This is a genomic window from Polaribacter sp., from assembly GCF_965656025.1.
GTDB lineage: Bacteria > Bacteroidota > Bacteroidia > Flavobacteriales > Flavobacteriaceae > Polaribacter.
On sequence record NZ_CBFHJT010000010.1, the window covers coordinates 2,627 to 19,627 of the forward strand.

15 protein-coding genes are annotated in these 17,001 nt (G+C 31.0%); 8 read left to right on the forward strand and 7 right to left on the reverse strand.

Annotation, left to right across the window (positions count from 1 at the left end; translation table 11 throughout):
* Nucleotides 1-1,278 (forward strand): hypothetical protein (locus ACTG3S_RS03040; protein ID WP_439127901.1); only part of this gene is annotated, 1,278 nt, incomplete at its 5' end.
* Nucleotides 1,279-1,339: 61 nt separating this feature from the next.
* Here ACTG3S_RS03040 and hemF read toward each other — a convergent pair.
* The 6 genes from hemF to hemA all read right to left on the reverse strand — a co-directional run bounded on the left by hemF (nt 1,340) and on the right by hemA (nt 9,346).
* A complete protein-coding gene (gene hemF, locus ACTG3S_RS03045; protein WP_439127946.1) occupies nt 1,340-2,242 on the reverse strand; it encodes an oxygen-dependent coproporphyrinogen oxidase in 903 nt (300 codons plus the stop codon).
* Nucleotides 2,243-2,922: 680 nt separating this feature from the next.
* Nucleotides 2,923-3,954, reverse strand: coding sequence for a uroporphyrinogen decarboxylase (gene hemE, locus ACTG3S_RS03050; RefSeq protein ID WP_439127902.1), 1,032 nt, complete (start codon nt 3,952-3,954; stop codon nt 2,923-2,925).
* Between the two features lie 2 nt (nt 3,955-3,956).
* Nucleotides 3,957-5,246: a glutamate-1-semialdehyde 2,1-aminomutase gene (gene hemL / locus ACTG3S_RS03055; RefSeq protein WP_439127903.1), complete on the reverse strand. Its 1,290-nt coding sequence runs from the start codon at nt 5,244-5,246 to the stop codon at nt 3,957-3,959.
* A 215-nt stretch (nt 5,247-5,461) separates the two neighbouring features.
* Nucleotides 5,462-6,427 (reverse strand): porphobilinogen synthase, encoded by a 966-nt coding sequence (gene hemB, locus ACTG3S_RS03060; RefSeq protein WP_439127904.1) that lies wholly within the window; start codon nt 6,425-6,427, stop codon nt 5,462-5,464.
* Between the two features lie 82 nt (nt 6,428-6,509).
* Complete coding sequence (hemC, locus tag ACTG3S_RS03065) at nt 6,510-8,102, reverse strand: hydroxymethylbilane synthase (protein WP_439127905.1); 1,593 nt, start codon at nt 8,100-8,102, stop codon at nt 6,510-6,512.
* 8 nt (nt 8,103-8,110) lie between these two features.
* Nucleotides 8,111-9,346, reverse strand: a complete 1,236-nt coding sequence (hemA, locus tag ACTG3S_RS03070) for a glutamyl-tRNA reductase (RefSeq protein ID WP_439127906.1) — start codon at nt 9,344-9,346, stop codon at nt 8,111-8,113.
* A gap of 205 nt (nt 9,347-9,551) precedes the next feature.
* On the opposite strand from hemA, the gene ACTG3S_RS03075 reads away from it, so the two are divergent.
* From ACTG3S_RS03075 to ACTG3S_RS03095, 5 genes are all read left to right on the forward strand, one after another.
* Nucleotides 9,552-10,436 (forward strand): helix-turn-helix transcriptional regulator, encoded by an 885-nt coding sequence (locus tag ACTG3S_RS03075; protein ID WP_439127907.1) that lies wholly within the window; start codon nt 9,552-9,554, stop codon nt 10,434-10,436.
* An 84-nt stretch (nt 10,437-10,520) separates the two neighbouring features.
* Nucleotides 10,521-11,036 (forward strand): TrmH family RNA methyltransferase, encoded by a 516-nt coding sequence (locus tag ACTG3S_RS03080; protein ID WP_439127908.1) that lies wholly within the window; start codon nt 10,521-10,523, stop codon nt 11,034-11,036.
* An 83-nt stretch (nt 11,037-11,119) separates the two neighbouring features.
* Nucleotides 11,120-12,151: a ferrochelatase gene (gene hemH, locus ACTG3S_RS03085; protein WP_439127909.1), complete on the forward strand. Its 1,032-nt coding sequence runs from the start codon at nt 11,120-11,122 to the stop codon at nt 12,149-12,151.
* Between the two features lie 137 nt (nt 12,152-12,288).
* Nucleotides 12,289-12,876, forward strand: coding sequence for a CopD family protein (locus tag ACTG3S_RS03090; RefSeq protein ID WP_439127910.1), 588 nt, complete (start codon nt 12,289-12,291; stop codon nt 12,874-12,876).
* Between the two features lie 48 nt (nt 12,877-12,924).
* Complete coding sequence (locus ACTG3S_RS03095) at nt 12,925-13,995, forward strand: serine hydrolase domain-containing protein (protein ID WP_439127911.1); 1,071 nt, start codon at nt 12,925-12,927, stop codon at nt 13,993-13,995.
* Here the strand turns inward: ACTG3S_RS03095 and recR are convergent.
* Nucleotides 13,992-14,609, reverse strand: a complete 618-nt coding sequence (gene recR / locus ACTG3S_RS03100) for a recombination mediator RecR (protein WP_439127912.1) — start codon at nt 14,607-14,609, stop codon at nt 13,992-13,994. The two genes, ACTG3S_RS03095 and recR, sit on opposite strands and share 4 nt — an antisense overlap.
* A gap of 135 nt (nt 14,610-14,744) precedes the next feature.
* On the opposite strand from recR, the gene ACTG3S_RS03105 reads away from it, so the two are divergent.
* Together ACTG3S_RS03105 and pdxH are read left to right on the forward strand one after the other, a co-directional pair.
* Complete coding sequence (locus tag ACTG3S_RS03105) at nt 14,745-16,181, forward strand: sodium:solute symporter (RefSeq protein ID WP_439127913.1); 1,437 nt, start codon at nt 14,745-14,747, stop codon at nt 16,179-16,181.
* A 2-nt stretch (nt 16,182-16,183) separates the two neighbouring features.
* Nucleotides 16,184-16,831, forward strand: a complete 648-nt coding sequence (gene pdxH / locus ACTG3S_RS03110) for a pyridoxamine 5'-phosphate oxidase (protein ID WP_439127914.1) — start codon at nt 16,184-16,186, stop codon at nt 16,829-16,831.
* The last annotated feature ends 170 nt before the right edge of the window (nt 16,832-17,001 follow it).

Consider the following 17,001-nt stretch of genomic DNA (forward strand, 5'->3'; position numbering starts at 1 on the left):
GTACTTTTAGGCTTTAGCGTTAATGCACAGGACATACAGTTTTTACGTGCTACAGGTTATGATGGTTTAAATGTTTTTGAAACCAAAAAAGACAACGATGTTGAATTCAAAAAACTTAAAGTTAAAGTAGGTGGAGATTTTGCAATTCAATTTCAAGCAGTAGACCATTCTAATAACGCAAATAATCTAGCGCCAATAGGTGGCAATGTAAATTTACCAACTGCAAACTTAAATTTTGACGTACAATTGGCAGATGGTGTTAGAATGCATTTAAGAACATTTTTATCTTCTAGACACCACAATGAAACTTGGGTAAAAGGAGGGCACATACAAATGGATAAACTTAATTTTATCAAAAAAGATTTCTTAAAAAGCTTTATGGACATTACAACAATTAGAGTTGGTGTAGACCAATTAAATTATGGTGATGCACAATTTAGAAGAACTGATAATGCCATGGCAATTTACAATCCGTTTGTAGGAAATTATATTATGGATGCTTATACAGTAGAGCCATTTATAGAATTAGTATTTCAACCAAAAGACTATATAATTGTTGCAGGTATGTCTAATGGTCTTTTAAACCCAACTGTAGACAAAGCAATAACGGGTTATGGATCTACCACAATTACAGGTGAAAAAGACCTAAAACCAACCTTTTATGGTAAAGTAGGTATTGATAGACGTGTAAACGAAGCTTTAAGAGTTCGTTTAACAGGGTCTTTTATTGCTGAAAACGGATACAATAATGGTGATCATTTGTATAATGGAGATCGTGCGGGATCTAGATATTATAACATCTTTAACGCTAACGTTAATGGTAACTTAGTTAGTGGCGGCGATTTTGCTGGTAGATTTACACCAGGTTTTAAAAACAACACTTCATACCAAATAAATCCATTTATACAGTATAAAGGTTTAGAGTTTTTTGGAATCTATGAAGTAAGTAAAGGAAACAGAACAGAAGGTAACGAGAAAGGCTCTTTTACACAATTAGGTACAGAAGTTGTGTATCGATTTGGTGAGCTAGGGCAATTTTACTTAGCAGGCAGATACAACTCTGTTAGCGGAAACAAAGAATATGCTACAGGAGGCACAAAACCAAATGAACAAAAAATTAACAGAACCAATATTGGTGGTGGTTGGTTTATGACTAAAAATATTTTAATGAAAGCTGAATATGTAAATCAGTCTTATAACTCAGATCCTATTTGGGGCAACACATTGTCTGGTGCAGAAATGAGCGGGTTGGTTATAGAAGCAGTCATTTCATTCTAATTATAATTATTTGAAAACTGAAAAAGCAGGAATTTAATTCCTGCTTTTTTTATTTTATAGATTAAACCCAATTTTTAGGCTTTTCCAAAACTTTTAATAATCTAGCTTCCTCTGTGTTTTCTTTGGGCTGATGATTGTATTTCCATTGCACAATTGGTGGCAAACTCATTAAAATACTTTCTATTCTTCCATTTGTTTTTAAACCAAATAAAGTACCCCTATCATGCACTAAATTAAATTCTACATAGCGTCCTCTTCTAATTTCTTGCCAATCTTTGTGTTCTTTTGTAAAAGAAGTTGTTTTTCTCTTTTCTACTATTGGCACATAACTTTCTAAAAAGCTATTGCCAACTTCTGTCACAAACTTGTACCTATCATCAATTGAAAATTCATCAGTTTCTTTTAAATAATCGAAAAACAAACCTCCAATTCCACGTGCTTCGTTTCTGTGTGTGTTCCAAAAATAATTATCACAGGTTTCTTTAAACTTCGCATAAAACTCGGGATGATGTTTGTCACAGGCATTTTTACAAACCTGATGAAAATGTATTGCATCTTCATCAAACAAATAATAAGGCGTTAAGTCTTGGCCACCACCAAACCATTGTGTTACAATGTTTCCTGAATTATCATACATTTCAAAATAACGCCAATTGGCATGCACTGTAGGCACAAATGGGTTCTTTGGATGCAAAACCAAACTTAAACCACAGGCAAAAAAATCGCCTTCTTTTACACCAAATTGTTTTTGCAAAGCTTCTGGTAATTCTCCGAAAACTTTAGAAATATTTACACCTCCTTTTTCAAAAACATTTCCATTTTCTATTACTCGTGTTCTTCCTCCTCCACCTTCTGCTCTTTGCCAATTATCTTCTTTAAACATTGCTTTTCCATCAACTTTCTCTAATTTAGAAGTGATGGTATCTTGAAGTTTTTCTATGTAGGCGAAAAATTGTTCTTTCATATTTATATGCTTTTCCTGCAAGGTTTTAAAAACCTTGTAGGTATTTTCAATATCCAAAACACCTTTATTAATCTCAGTATAAAATTCATCAAAGCTCTTAAGGTTAGATTTATGCACATAAATAAAGTTATCCATTGTATCGAACAAAGAAATTACTTCATTACTTTCAACTATTGTATCAATATTATCAATTATATCTTTGTAGGATGAAAATGGATATTTAGAAAAATCAGATATAATTTTGTGATGTAAAGGATTTTTATGAATGTAAAGAATTGTATTTTTTAAATATTCTTCATCGGTAATAAGCTTTCTCTTAAAATGTTTTTCAAATAAACTTCCTGTTCTTCCTTGTTGCTTATTAAAAGCTTTAGCATAAGAGTTAAGTAAATTAGATAAACTTTGAGTTACCTCTTCTCCATCACAATTAATTCTAATTAAAAAATGATAATGATTGCTAAGTAAACAATATGATAAAATTGAAACTTTATTTGAAAGGTATTTATTAACTAATTTTAAAAAATAACGCATATTTTCATCATTTTTAAAAATTGGGCTACTATTTATACCCCGATTATAAATGTGATAATAATTGTCTTTTTCTAAAACTTGTAGTTTCATAGTAAATTTTAAAATTTATACCTACAAGGTTTTTAAAACCTTGCAGGATAACTTGAGGATTAAGATGGACTTTTATACTCCTTTACAGCATCAACAAATGCTTTTGCATTTTCTACTGGAATATTTGGTAAAATCCCATGTCCTAAATTTACAATGTATCTATCTTTACCAAACTCGTTAATCATTTGGGTAACCATTCTTTTAATTTCTGATGGTGAAGAAAATAATCTTGATGGATCAAAATTACCTTGTAACGTAATTTGTCCTCCAGATAAATAACGTGCATTTCTTGCAGAGCATGTCCAATCAACTCCAAGAGCAGAAGCCCCTGATTTAGCCATATCACTTAAAGCAAACCAACACCCTTTACCAAATGCAATTACTGGAGCATCATCTTTTAAAGCGTCTATAATTTGCTGCATATATTGCCACGAAAATTCTTGATAATCGGTTGGAGATAACATACCTCCCCAAGAATCGAAAACCTGAACTGCATTTACACCCGCTTTTACTTTTGCTTTTAAATAAGCTATAGTAGTATCTGAAATTTTTTGTAATAAAGTATGAGCTACAATAGGATTTGTAAAACACAATTCTTTTGCTTTATCAAAATTCTTAGAACCTTGACCTTGAACACAGTAACATAAAATCGTCCAAGGAGAACCTGCAAAACCTATTAACGGAATTTCATCATTTAGCTTTTCTTTGGTTGCTTTAATAGCCTCCATAACATACCCTAATGAATCTTGGATATCTGGAATGACTACTGAGTCTAAATCTTTTTGAGAACGAATTGGATTTGGTAAGTATGGACCAAAGTTTGGTTTCATTTCCACTTCTATGTTCATAGCTTGTGGAATTACCAAAATATCTGAAAACAAAATGGCAGCATCCATACCGTATCTTCTAATAGGCTGTAAAGTAATTTCTGATGCTAATTCTGGAGTTTGACAACGTGTAAAAAAATCGTATTTGTTTTTGATTTCCATAAATTCAGGTAAGTATCTTCCTGCTTGACGCATCATCCAAACTGGAGGTCTATCTACAGTTTCTCCTTTTAATGCTCTTAAAAATAAATCGTTCTTAATCATACTTATATTTTTGAAACTGCTAACATTGCTTTGTCAGTAGCATTTGCTATTATTTTAATATCCTTTTCTGAAATTGCTGAGTTTAAAAACCATGCTTCAAACTGACTTGGAGGTAAAAACACTCCGTTTTTTGTCATTTCCCAAAAGAAAACTGCAAATTTTTCGGTATCTGAAGTTTGTGCTTCTTCAAAATTAGTGACTTTACTTTTTGTAAAGAAAGGATTCATCATAGAACCAAATCTATTCACTACTAAATCTACATTATATTTTTTGGCTGTTTCTAATAAGATTACTTCTAAGATAGAACCAATTTCTTCAAATTTATTGTAGGGATTTTGCTTTTTTAACTCCGTTAATGTAGAAATTCCTCCAGCCATTGCAATCGGATTTCCAGATAACGTTCCTGCTTGATACATTCCTCCAAGTGGAGCAACATTTTCCATGATTTCATTTCTTGCGCCATAAGCACCAACAGGAAAACCACCACCAATAACTTTACCTAAGCAAGTAATATCTGCAACTACACCTAACTTTTCTTGAGCTCCTCCAAAAGTAGATCTAAAACCTGTCATTACTTCATCTGCTATTAACAAAGCTCCTTTAGATTGTAAATACTCTTTTAATTCTTTTAAGAAATTATTTTGAGGGATTACAACACCCATATTACCTCCAATTGGTTCAATAATAACCCCAGCAATATCATTATGCTCTTCAAAGTGTTTTTTTACACTCTCTAAATTATTGTATTCTGCAATTAAGGTATTTTTTACAGCGCCTTCAGGAACTCCTTTAGAACCAGGTAAACTTAAAGTTGCCAAACCAGAACCAGCGGCTACCAATAAAGCATCTTGATGCCCATGATAACAACCAGAGAATTTAATAATTTTATCTTTCCCTGTATAGGCTCTTGCCAAACGAATTCCGCTTAAAACAGCCTCTGTACCAGAATTCACAAAACGCACTTTATCCATTTCTGGAAAAGCATCGCAAACTATTTTTGCCAACTTGATTTCAGCTTCAGTAGATGCACCAAAAGAGTAACCATTTTTTAGGGCCTTTTTTGCTGCTTTTTCTACTTTTTTATGACGATGTCCTAAAATCATTGGTCCGTAAGAAACTACCAAATCGACATACTCATTGCCATCTACATCATAGATTTTACTTCCTTTTGCTTTTTTTATAAACAACGGATTTCCACCAACAGAACTAAATGCTCTTACTGGAGAATTTACTGCACCTACTAAATGCGTTAATCCTTTTTGGTATAGTTTTTCTGATTTTTTAAATTTCATTTTAACTTGTTGAGTTTTCTAATTTGATAAATACAATAAATTGTAAATAGAATAAAGAATGTAAAAAAAACTATTAAATTCATAATAATCCATGTACCTGCGTCGTAACTTTTTAATGGTAAAATTTTTATTATTTCTTCAGAACTAACAAAAAAAATAAAAGAACATGAAAAGAAGTAAAACAAACTTTTTCCTATAATTTTGAGCATCTAACCTTATTTTTTATTTAAAATCTTTGCTGCATCCTTAGCAAAATAAGTAATAATGATATCTGCTCCAGCTCTTTTCATAGAGAGTAAACTTTCCATCATCACTTTTTCACCATCAATCCAACCTTTTTCTGCAGCTGCTTTTACCATTGCATATTCACCACTTACATTATAACAAGCAATTGGTCTATCAAAATTATTTTTTAAATCTCTAATGATATCTAGATAAGATAAAGCTGGTTTTACCATTAAAATATCTGCGCCTTCTTGGTCATCAAAAGTAGCTTCTCGCATTCCTTCATCTCTGTTTGATGGATCCATTTGATAGGTTCTTCGGTCTCCAAAAGTGGGTGCAGAATCTGCAGCATCTCTAAAAGGACCATAAAAAGCAGATGCGTATTTTACAGAATATGCCATAATTGGCAAGTTTGGGTAACCTGAATTGTCTAATGCTTGACGCATCATGTCAATTGTTCCATCTATCATGCCTGAAGGGGCAACCATATCTACTCCTGCTTTCGCATGAGAAATTGTTTGTTTTGCAATATTTACTAAGGTTGCATCATTATCCACATCATTGTCATGAATAATTCCACAATGTCCATGAGACGTATATTCGCAAAAGCAAACATCTGTAATTACGTATAAACTTGGGTAGTTTTTCTTGATAAAACGAATGGCTTGCTGCATAATTCCATGATCATTCCAAGTTTCTGTTCCTTCATCATCTTTTTTAGATGGAATTCCGAATAATAAAACTGCTGGAATATTTAATGAAACAACCTCATCTAATTCTTTAGAGATTTTATCTAATGAAAAACGTTTGATACCTGGCATAGAAACAATTTCTGTTTCTATATTTTCACCTTCTTCAATAAAAAGTGGATAGATAAAATCGTCTACAGACAATTTGGTTTCTCTAACCAATCTTCTAATTCCTTCTTGTTTTCTTAGTCTTCTTGTTCTGAACATTTTCTAAAACTTTTTGTCAGTTCGAGCGCAGTCGAGAACTAAATTAACCTCTCGACTGCGCTCGAGTAGACATTTTAAAATTCTATTTTTCTTTAAAATATGTTTTTACCAATTCTAACAAGCTCTCTACACTTGGTAAATTGGCTACTTCTACGCTATCAAAATGTTTTCTAGCTTCTTTTGCAGTAGTTTCGCCAATACAGAATGCTATTTTATCTGTTGTGTTTTCTTGTAAATAACTTTCAATTCCAGATGGGCTGTAAAACAAAACACCTGAAACATCATCGGTAATTTTTTCTGAACTTAGCATTGTTTTGTAAGCCTCTACCTCGTTTACAATAATTTCGTTTGCTTTTAAATAAGTAGGAAACACATCCATTCTTAAATTACTACAAAAATAAGTAACTTCTTTAATGTCAGTTTTTTTAGCTATATATTCAGCTAATTTTAAAGCATTTTTTGCAACATGCGTTACTGCTCCTATTCTGTTTTCAATTAATTTTTTGGTTCGTCTTCCTACACAAAAAATATTCTTGAATTTTAGTTCGTTTTTTGTAAAAGAATTTAAAATAGCCTCTACTCCATTTTGACTGGTAATAACCACGTTTTCTAACTCACATTTCATCACCTTTGGTGGAATTCTATTAAAACGAATTTTAATAAAATCGCTATCTTCGATACCAATGGTATTTGGTAATACTTTTTTCTGTATTTCTGATAATTTTTTGGTTGAAAAAACTTTATGAGTTACGCTTGATTCTCCTTCTATATCTTCTAACATCAACTCTTTACCGCCTCTATTGATAACATAATCTGCACAGTCTTTTGCCAATAAATGATGCTTGCCTAAAACAGCGGTTTTAGTTACTGATATTTTTTTAGTACCATCTTTTTTAAGTAAAACACCTTTAAAATTAATCTCTTCAGTTTTGGCATCAACATAAGCCAATGCACCAATAGGCGCAGTACAACCGCCTTCTAACAATCTTAAAAATTCACGTTCTATACCTACACAAACTTTGGTTTCATGATGATTTAATTGCTCGCAAGCATCTAAAACGTAATTATCTTTTTCTAAAGCAGCAATCATAATTGCACCTTGCGCTGGTGCAGGAATCATCCAAGATAAATTAACCGCTCCTGCAGGACGAATTCCTATTCTTTCTAAACCTGCTGCTGCAAAAACAGCTCCATTCCAATCATTATTTTCAAGTTTTTGTAGACGTGTATTTACATTTCCTCTTAAATCGACAACTTTATGGGTTGGGTAACGATTTAACCACATTGCTTTTCTACGCAAACTACCGGTTGCAATGGTTGCATTGGGTTGACCAAAAAATTCTTCTGTATCTTTTAAAACTAAAATATCATTATAATTGGCTCTTTTTAATACAGCTGCTTGTACAATGCCTTCTGGTAAAGCTGTTGGTACATCTTTTAACGAGTGTACAGCAATATCTATATCTCCATTTAACATGGCAATATCTAAGTTTTTTGTAAAAACCCCTGTGATGCCCATTTCGTATAGAGGTTTGTCTAAAACAATATCTCCAACAGATTTAATAGGAACTATTTCAGATTCGTAACCCAATTCTGTGAACTCTTTGCGTACTTTATTAGCTTGCCAAAGCGCTAATTGGCTGTCGCGAGTTCCTATTCTAATTATTTTTTGCATGTTTTTGGTTATGATTGAAATACTTTTTGAATTACATCTATACTTTCTGATACTGAAGTATTTTCATCCTTAAGATGTTTAACAAATTGTGTTGTGATTTTTTGAATAAGACGTGAAGTTAAGATTTCTGCCTGATTTTCATCGAAATTAGAGATTTTCTTTTTCTGAAAATTAATTTCATTCTTCTTAATAGACTCTAAAGATTCTTTAAGCGCAGAAATTGCGGGCGTAAATCTTCTATGATTTAACCAATCTTTAAATTCTGTTTTGTGTATCTCTATAATTTTTTCTGCAATCGGTACTTCCGCCAGACGTTTGGCTAAAGTTTCGTCTGTAATTTTAGAAAGTTCATCTACATTCACTAAAGAAACGCCATTATAATCCTCAACATTATGAGCCACGTTTTCTGGCATAGATAAATCTAAAATTAATAATTCTTTATTTTTAGAAATGTGTTTTTTAGTAATTGTTGGTTTTTCTGCTCCTGTAGAAACTATTAAAATATCTGCATTTGCCACTTCTTCTGGTAAGTTTTCAATAACAGCTTTTCTTATGGAATTGTGCTCTTTTACAAATTCGGTTGTTTTTTCTTCAGTTCTGTTAATCAAACAAACCTGTTTGTTATTTGTATATTCTGCAAGGTTCTTACATGTGTGTTTCCCCATTTTACCCAATCCAAAAACCAAAATATTTTTCGTATTATAATTAGGTATATTTTTTGTGATATACTGCACAGCTGCATAAGAAACAGAAGTTGTACCAGAACTTAATTGTGTTTGGTTTTTTACTTTTTTGCTAGCTTGTAAAACACTATTTACTAATCGCTCTGTATAGGCATTTGTGGTTTTTATCTTTTTTGATAATTTAAAAGATTGCCTTAATTGGCCTACAATTTCATAATCGCCCAAAATTTGACTATCTAAACCTGTACCAATTCTGTATAAGTGATTGATTGCCTGTTGTTCTTCGTAAACGTGAGAATATGCAGAAAATTCTTTTGTGGTGCCTTCAGAAAAATCGCACAACAATTCTATTAACAAACAAGGTCTGTTTGCAAAACCGAATATTTCTGTTCTGTTGCAGGTAGAAATTATTATAGCTCCAGAAACCCCTTTATTTTTTGCCGCTTTTAAAAGTGCAATTTGGTTCTCTGCTGATACAGAAAACTTACCACGTGTTTCTGCATCTGCTTTTTTATAACTTACGCCAATATTGTAAAAGTGCTCTTGCCCTAGTTCTTTCATATACTGTAAAAAGATGTGGCAAAAATAATTAGTATAACCATAAAAAAGTATCGATAAAAGAACTTTTAATAACGATAGGTGTTTTTTAAGTTTTTTTTACAATTAAATTAACGAAATACCTTATTTTTGCAGTAAATATAAGCTTTTAATTGTTTTTTATATAGAATGGTTCTAAATAAAAACAAACTTAAAAATAGTTCTTTTTATGTTTAAAAATGTCGGTAAAAGTACTTTAGAAGAAATAACCTTAGAGAAAGGTTTTTATGTGCTTCATTTTCAGAATGAAAGCAAAGAAGCCGTTAGTTTTGAAAGAGAAATTGGCCAAACTTTTATACAAATGCATTTTTGTTTGCGTGGTAAATCTAAGTTTTTATTTAATAATGGCGCATACTCTTTTGATGTACTAGACAATAGATCTATTTTATTATACAACCCACAAAGAACGTTACCAATTAATTTAGAGATACAACCAAAAACAACCTTATTATCTTTGCTAATTTCAATTGAAAAATTTCATTCGTTATTTTCTAAAGAATCCAATTACATCCCTTTTTTAAGTGATGAAAATAGCAATAAAAAATATTATGATGATACTGAAATCAAACCAACAGTTTCAATTGTTTTGCAACAAATCATCAACTCTAATATTAATAGTTCTATAAGAGACCTGTATGTAAAAGGAAAGGTTTACGAATTATTGAGTTTACACTTTCAAAAAGAGGAAAATGCTGCTGGAGAATATTGCCCTTTTTTAGTTGATGAAGATAATGTGCTAAAAATTAGAAAAGCAAAAGAAATTATTATTTCTAGAATGGCAGAACCACCAAGTTTACAAGAATTAGCAAGTGAAATTGGACTGAATTTAAAAAAATTAAAAGAAGGTTTTAAGCAAATTTATGGAGATACCGTTTTTAGTTTCTTATTAGATTATAAAATGGAACATGCCAGAAAATTATTAGAAAGCAACCAATACAATGTAAATGAGGTTGGCTTACAAGTTGGCTATAGCACTGCAAGTCATTTTATTGCAGCATTTAAAAAGAAATTTGGCACAACACCAAAAAAATATGTAATGAGTCTGAATCAGTAAGCTTTTAGCAAAAAAAAAATCTAATCAATGTCATTTCGACCTTGTAGAGAAATCTCAACTTTGAAAATTTGAAACTTAAAAAAATTGAAACAATTAACACATTACGATATCGAAAATAATCAGAAACAATTTCCTATTACTATTGTTTGTGATGCTATAAGAACTCCAGAAAATATTGGGATGTGTTTTCGAATTTCTGAGAGTTTTGGAGTAGAAAAAATTTATTTTCATGAAGCCTCTCCTTCTATAGAAAACAGAAAGGTAATAAATACTGCTAGAAATACCATCAATCAAATAAACTATGCGTATTATTCAAATTTTGAAGAAACCATTCAGCAATTAAAAGCGGCAGGAAACACCATTATTGGTATAGAAATTACTGATAAAAGCATCAATATTCAAGATTTTAATTTTAAAAATCATCAAAAATTGGTATTACTTTTGGGAAGCGAACGCAATGGAATCGAAAACATAAATCTAGTAGATAAAATGATTGCAATACCAATGTATGGCCGAAATTCTAGCATGAACGTAGTACATAGTTTAGCAATTACTTTGTATGAAGTTACGAATCAGTTGGCAGTAAGCAGTAAGCAGTAAGCAGTAAGCAGTAAGCAAAAATAAAATATTGAAGTTTCAACTTTATAAACTTTGAAACTTTGAAACTTTGAAACTATATTTAGATGAAAGGAGTATTATTAAATAATTTAGGATCGCCAGATTCTACAGATTTAAAAGACGTAAAAACGTATTTAGATGAGTTTTTAATGGACGAGCGTGTTATTGACATTGCTTATTGGAAACGTTATATTTTAATTAAAGGTATCATTTTGAATTTCCGCCCAAAAAAATCTGCAAAAGCATATAAAAAAATTTGGTGGGATGAGGGCTCTCCTTTAGTTGTTATTTCTGAACGCTTTACAGAAAAAGTGACAAAAAAAATGGATATTCCTGTAGAATTGGCAATGCGTTATGGCTCTATGTCTATGGAAAAGGGTATTAAAAATTTGGTAGATAAAGGAGTTACAGAGATATTTTTAGCACCTTTATATCCGCATTATGCAATGTCTTCTTATGAAACTGTGGTTGTAAAAGCTGAAGAAATATTGGCAGAAAAATATCCAAATGTAAAATTAGATACCTTACCTCCTTTTTATAACAAACCAGAGTATATTAAAGCAATGAGTGATAATATTGCACATCACTTAAAAGGGTTTGATTATGATCATATTTTATTTTCCTATCATGGAATCCCAGAAAGACATATTAAAAAATCAGACCCAACCAATAACCACTGTAAAATAGATGGTTCTTGTTGCGAACGTAATTCTGTAGCTCATCATACTTGTTATAGACATCAATGTTTTGAAACTACCAAGGAAATTGCAAAAACCTTACAATTAAAAGAAGGAACTTGGAGTAATTCTTTTCAATCGAGATTATTAAAAGACCCTTGGTTAAAACCTTATACCGACTTCGAACTAGAGAAGTTTCCAGGAATGGGTAAGAAAAAACTAGCTGTGGTTACTCCTGCATTTGTTTCTGATTGTTTAGAGACTTTAGAAGAAATCGCCATGGAAGGAAAAGAAGATTTTATAGAAGCTGGAGGTACAGATTACAAACACATCCCTTGCATGAATGATAATGATGATTGGGTAGATGTGATGGTTTCTTGGATTGATGATTGGAAAAAACAGGATTCAGTTAGCAGTTAGCAGTTAGCAGTTAGCAGTTAGCAGTTAGCAGTTAGCAGTTAGCAGTTAGCAAAATTAAAATATAATAATGTTTGTCATTTCGAAATAAGCTTTTTTTTTAAAGCGATTAAGAAATCATGACTTTGAATCTTAATACTATGGATTTTTTATACGTAAAAGCATTGCACATTATTTTTGTGGTAACCTGGTTTGCGGGTTTATTTTACATAGTTCGGTTATTTATTTATCAAACAGAAGCAGAAAACAAATTAGAGCCAGCAAAATCTATTTTGCAAACGCAATATAAGTTGATGAGCAAACGTTTGTGGTACATAATTACTTGGCCATCTGCAATTTTAGCTAGTATTTTTGCCTTTTGGATGCTGTATCAAAATCCTATTTATTTAGAAATGCCTTGGATGTTGGTAAAACTTTCTTTTGTATTAGCCTTGTATTTTTACCATGGATTTTGCCATAACATTTATAAAAAACTACAAAATGATGTTGTAAAATATTCTGCCTTTAAATTACGAATTTTCAACGAAATTTCTACTATCATTCTGTTTGCAGTGGTTTTTTTAGTAACCGTAAAAAGTGCTATTAATTGGATTTGGGGCGTTGTTGGTATTATACTGTTTGGTATTTTAATGATGTTAGGCATTAAACTCTACAAAAAAATTAGAGAGAAAAAATCTTGGGAAAAAGCGGAGAAAGAGGTTTTGGAGAATGATGAAAAAAACCAATAACTGTAACAATTCTATTTTTTGATTGTCCTTAACTTATAAAATTATTTTATGAATATTAAAAAATATTTTTTTTATGTGTTGTTTTTTATCATGATAACTTCTTGCTCAAAAGAAGCAACAATTTTTAAAAAACCAAAGAACTTAAACAGTAGTGGTTTTTCAAAACAAAAAATAGATACATTAGTTTCCTTTTTAGAAACTTCTGGAACTTCTTCTATTATAATAATATCAGATAAAGAAACCATTTTAGAATGGGGAACTTCACAAAAAAAACATACAATTCACTCCATTAGAAAAGCTTTATTAAGTTCGCTTTTAGGGATTTATATTTCTAATGGTACCATAGACACAACAGAAACTCTAGCAAGTTTAAAAATTGATGACATTGATTCACTAACTACCTTAGAAAAAACAGCAACTGTAGCAGATTTATTAAAATCTAGATCTGGTATTTATCACAATGCAGCAGCCGTTTCTAAAGGAATGTTGGCAAAAAAACCTATAAGAGGCTCTCACTCACCTAATGAAGTTTATTACTATAATAACTGGGGCTTTAATGTTTTAGGCTATATTCTTGAAAAAAAAACAAAAAAGAGTATTTATGATCTTTTCTATGAACATATTGCAACTCCTCTTGAAATGAACTACAAAAACAACTATACAAAATTATATATAAGATCTGATGATGAAAATATTAAGATTCCAGATACTGATGGTTTTTATCAATATGAACTTAAAAAATCAAAATATCCTGCATATCACTTTAGACTTTCTGCAAGAGATTTAGCTTTGTATGGACAATTATATTTAAATGAGGGTGTTTGGAATGGCAAACAAATAATTCCAAAAGAATGGATTAAATATTCTACTGAACCAATAAATGTTACATATAAACCTGCAGGTTTAGCTTATGGGATTTTGTGGGGCGTTTTAATGAAAACTAAAAATCGTTCTTCAAAATCATTCTATCATACAGGAACAGGAGTCCATATGTTAGCCGTTTATCCTAAATCTAAAATGATTTTAGTTCATAGAGTAGACACAGAAAATGAATATAATTTTACTGAGGATCAATTATATAAAATGATTGATTTAGTATGGAACGCAAAAGAAAATTAACCTCTAATACTCTGCTCAAAAGGAATTCTATTTACAATACTTCTTCCTAAAGTAACTTCATCTGCATATTCTAGTTCATCGCCTACAGATATTCCACGTGCAATTGTAGAAGTAGTTATTTCAAATTTTTCTATTTGTTTAAAAATGTAAAAGTTTGTGGTATCTCCTTCCATAGTAGAACTTAAGGCAAAAATTAATTCTTTAACCTCCCCTTTTTCTACTTTCTCTATCAAAGATTCTATTTGTAGGTTTTGTGGACCAATCCCTTCAATAGGAGAAATTTTACCACCCAAAACATGGTACAAACCATTAAATTGCGATGTACTTTCAATGGCCATTACATCTCTAATATCTTCTACCACACAAACTATTTCTGGATTTCTTTTGGCATTATTACAAATATCGCACAAAACAGTATCAGAAATATTATGACATTTTTCACAGGTCTTTACATCATTTCTTAAATGCAATAAAGCCTCAGACAAAAATTTTGTACTGTCTTTGGGTTGCTTTAATAAATGCAGCACCAAGCGTAAAGCAGTTCTTTTACCGATTCCTGGTAATCTGCTCACTTCATTTACTGCATTTTCTAATAATTTTGACGAAAAATCCATAGCCAACAAAAATACAATTTCAAAAGAAAAAAGAATAGAGAAAACCAATAAAAGATGGCTTCTTTTCTCTCTTATCTTTTTCTATTCTCTAAAACAAAAATCCTATATTCGTAACTCAAAAATTAAACATTTAGAATGCAACCATTATATATAATTCTATTAATTTTAGGTTACTTTTCGGTCTTAATCTTCATTTCTTACTTTACCAGTAAATCTGCAGACAATACCACATTTTTTAAAGCAAACAACTCTTCACCTTGGTATTTAGTAGCTTTTGGAATGATAGGCGCCTCACTCTCTGGAGTTACATTTATCTCTGTCCCTGGTTGGGTAGAAGCACAAAACATGAGTTATTTTCAGATGGTTTTGGGCTATATTGTTGGGTATACAGTAATTGGTTTGGTTTTATTGCCTTTATATTACAAACTCAATTTAACATCCATTTACACCTATTTAGAAGATAGATTTGGTCGATTTTCTTACAAAACTGGTGCAAGTTTTTTCTTACTTTCTAGAACAATTGGTGCCGCTTTTCGATTATTTTTAGTGGCAAAAGCTTTACAGGTAATATTATTTGATGATTATGGAGTCCCTTTCTGGGTTACTGTTACCATTACTATTCTACTCATTTGGTTGTACACATTTAAAGGGGGTATTAAAACCATTGTTTGGACAGATACTTTACAAACACTATTTATGCTGATTGCTGTAGGCGTTTGTATTTACACCATTTCTAGTGAAATGCAAATCAACAATTTATTTACATACGTTTCTGAAAATAAATTATCTAAAATTTTCTTTTTTGATGATATAAGTAAAGGCAATTACTTTTGGAAACAATTTCTTTCTGGTGCATTTATTGCAGTTGTTATGACAGGTTTAGACCAAGATATGATGCAAAAAAATCTTACCTGTAGAAATTTAAAAGATGCTCAAAAAAACATGTTTTGGTTTACAATTGTATTGGTTATTGTAAATTTTTTCTTTTTAGCTTTGGGAGTTTTATTAACAGATTACGCACAACAAACAGATATAGTTGCACAAAAAGACCAACTATTTCCTGTAATTGCTACAAGTGGAAAATTAGGAATTGCAACAGCCTTATTTTTTATTTTAGGGTTGATAGCCGCAGCTTATTCTAGTGCAGATTCTGCATTAACATCTTTAACAACTTCTTTTAGTATTGATATTTTAGAAATAGACAAAAAGAAAAACAACAAAGACCAAATTAAAACCCGTAAGAAAATTCACGTTGTATTTTCTATCGTTTTAATATTAATCATTTTAATATTCAAATATTTTATTGCTAACGAAAGTGTAATTGCCAATATTTTTAAAGCAGCAGGTTATACATATGGTCCTTTATTAGGCTTGTATGCCTTTGGTTTGTTTACCAAATTAAAAGTAAAAGACAAAATGGTACCAGCTATTTGTATTTTGGCTCCCATACTAACCTTTATAATTAGTTACCATAGTTTAGAGTTCTTCGATTTCGATTTTGGTTTTTTTGTATTGGTTTTAAATGGTTTTTTAACTTTTTTGGGATTATATTTGTTTAAAAGAAAAAATTAAAAATGCCTAAAGATTTAAGTAACTACAGAAAATCGTACGAAAAACAAGCACTTTTAGAAAGTAATTGTCCAGAAAACCCCATGGAATTATTTCAAACCTGGTTTAGAAATGCCGATGAATCTGAAACTGTAGAAGAAACCAACGCCATGACCATTGCTACAATTGGCAAAGATAGATATCCAAAAAGTAGAGTGGTTTTGTTAAAAAAATTCACTTGGGAAGGTTTTATTTTCTATACCAATTATACTTCAGAAAAAGGACAAGCTATACAAGAAAATAACAACATTTGTTTGTCTTTCTTTTGGCCAGCTTTAGAGCAACAAATCATTATAAAAGGGCAAGCAAATAAATTGGCAGAAAATTTATCTGATGGCTATTTCGAATCGAGACCAGATGGAAGTAAATTAGGTGCTTGGGCATCTAACCAAAGTAGCGTTGTAAGCTCTAGAGAAGAGTTAGAAGAAAACTTATCATCCTTAGAAAAAAAGTTTGAAGGCAAAGAAATACCAAGACCAAAACATTGGGGTGGCTACATAACAAAACCTATATCTATAGAGTTTTGGCAAGGGAGACCTAATAGATTGCATGATAGAATTTTATATACTTTACAAGAAGATTTTTCTTGGAAATTAGAAAGATTAGCGCCTTAATTTTTATATTTACCTAATTACAACCAAAAAATTAAATGAAAACACTCTATATAGTTAGGCATGCAAAATCATCTTGGACCTACAAAGGTATAAATGATATAGACAGACCTTTGAAAAAAAGAGGGATAAAGGACGCGCATTTAATGTCTAAATATTTATCTAAAAATATT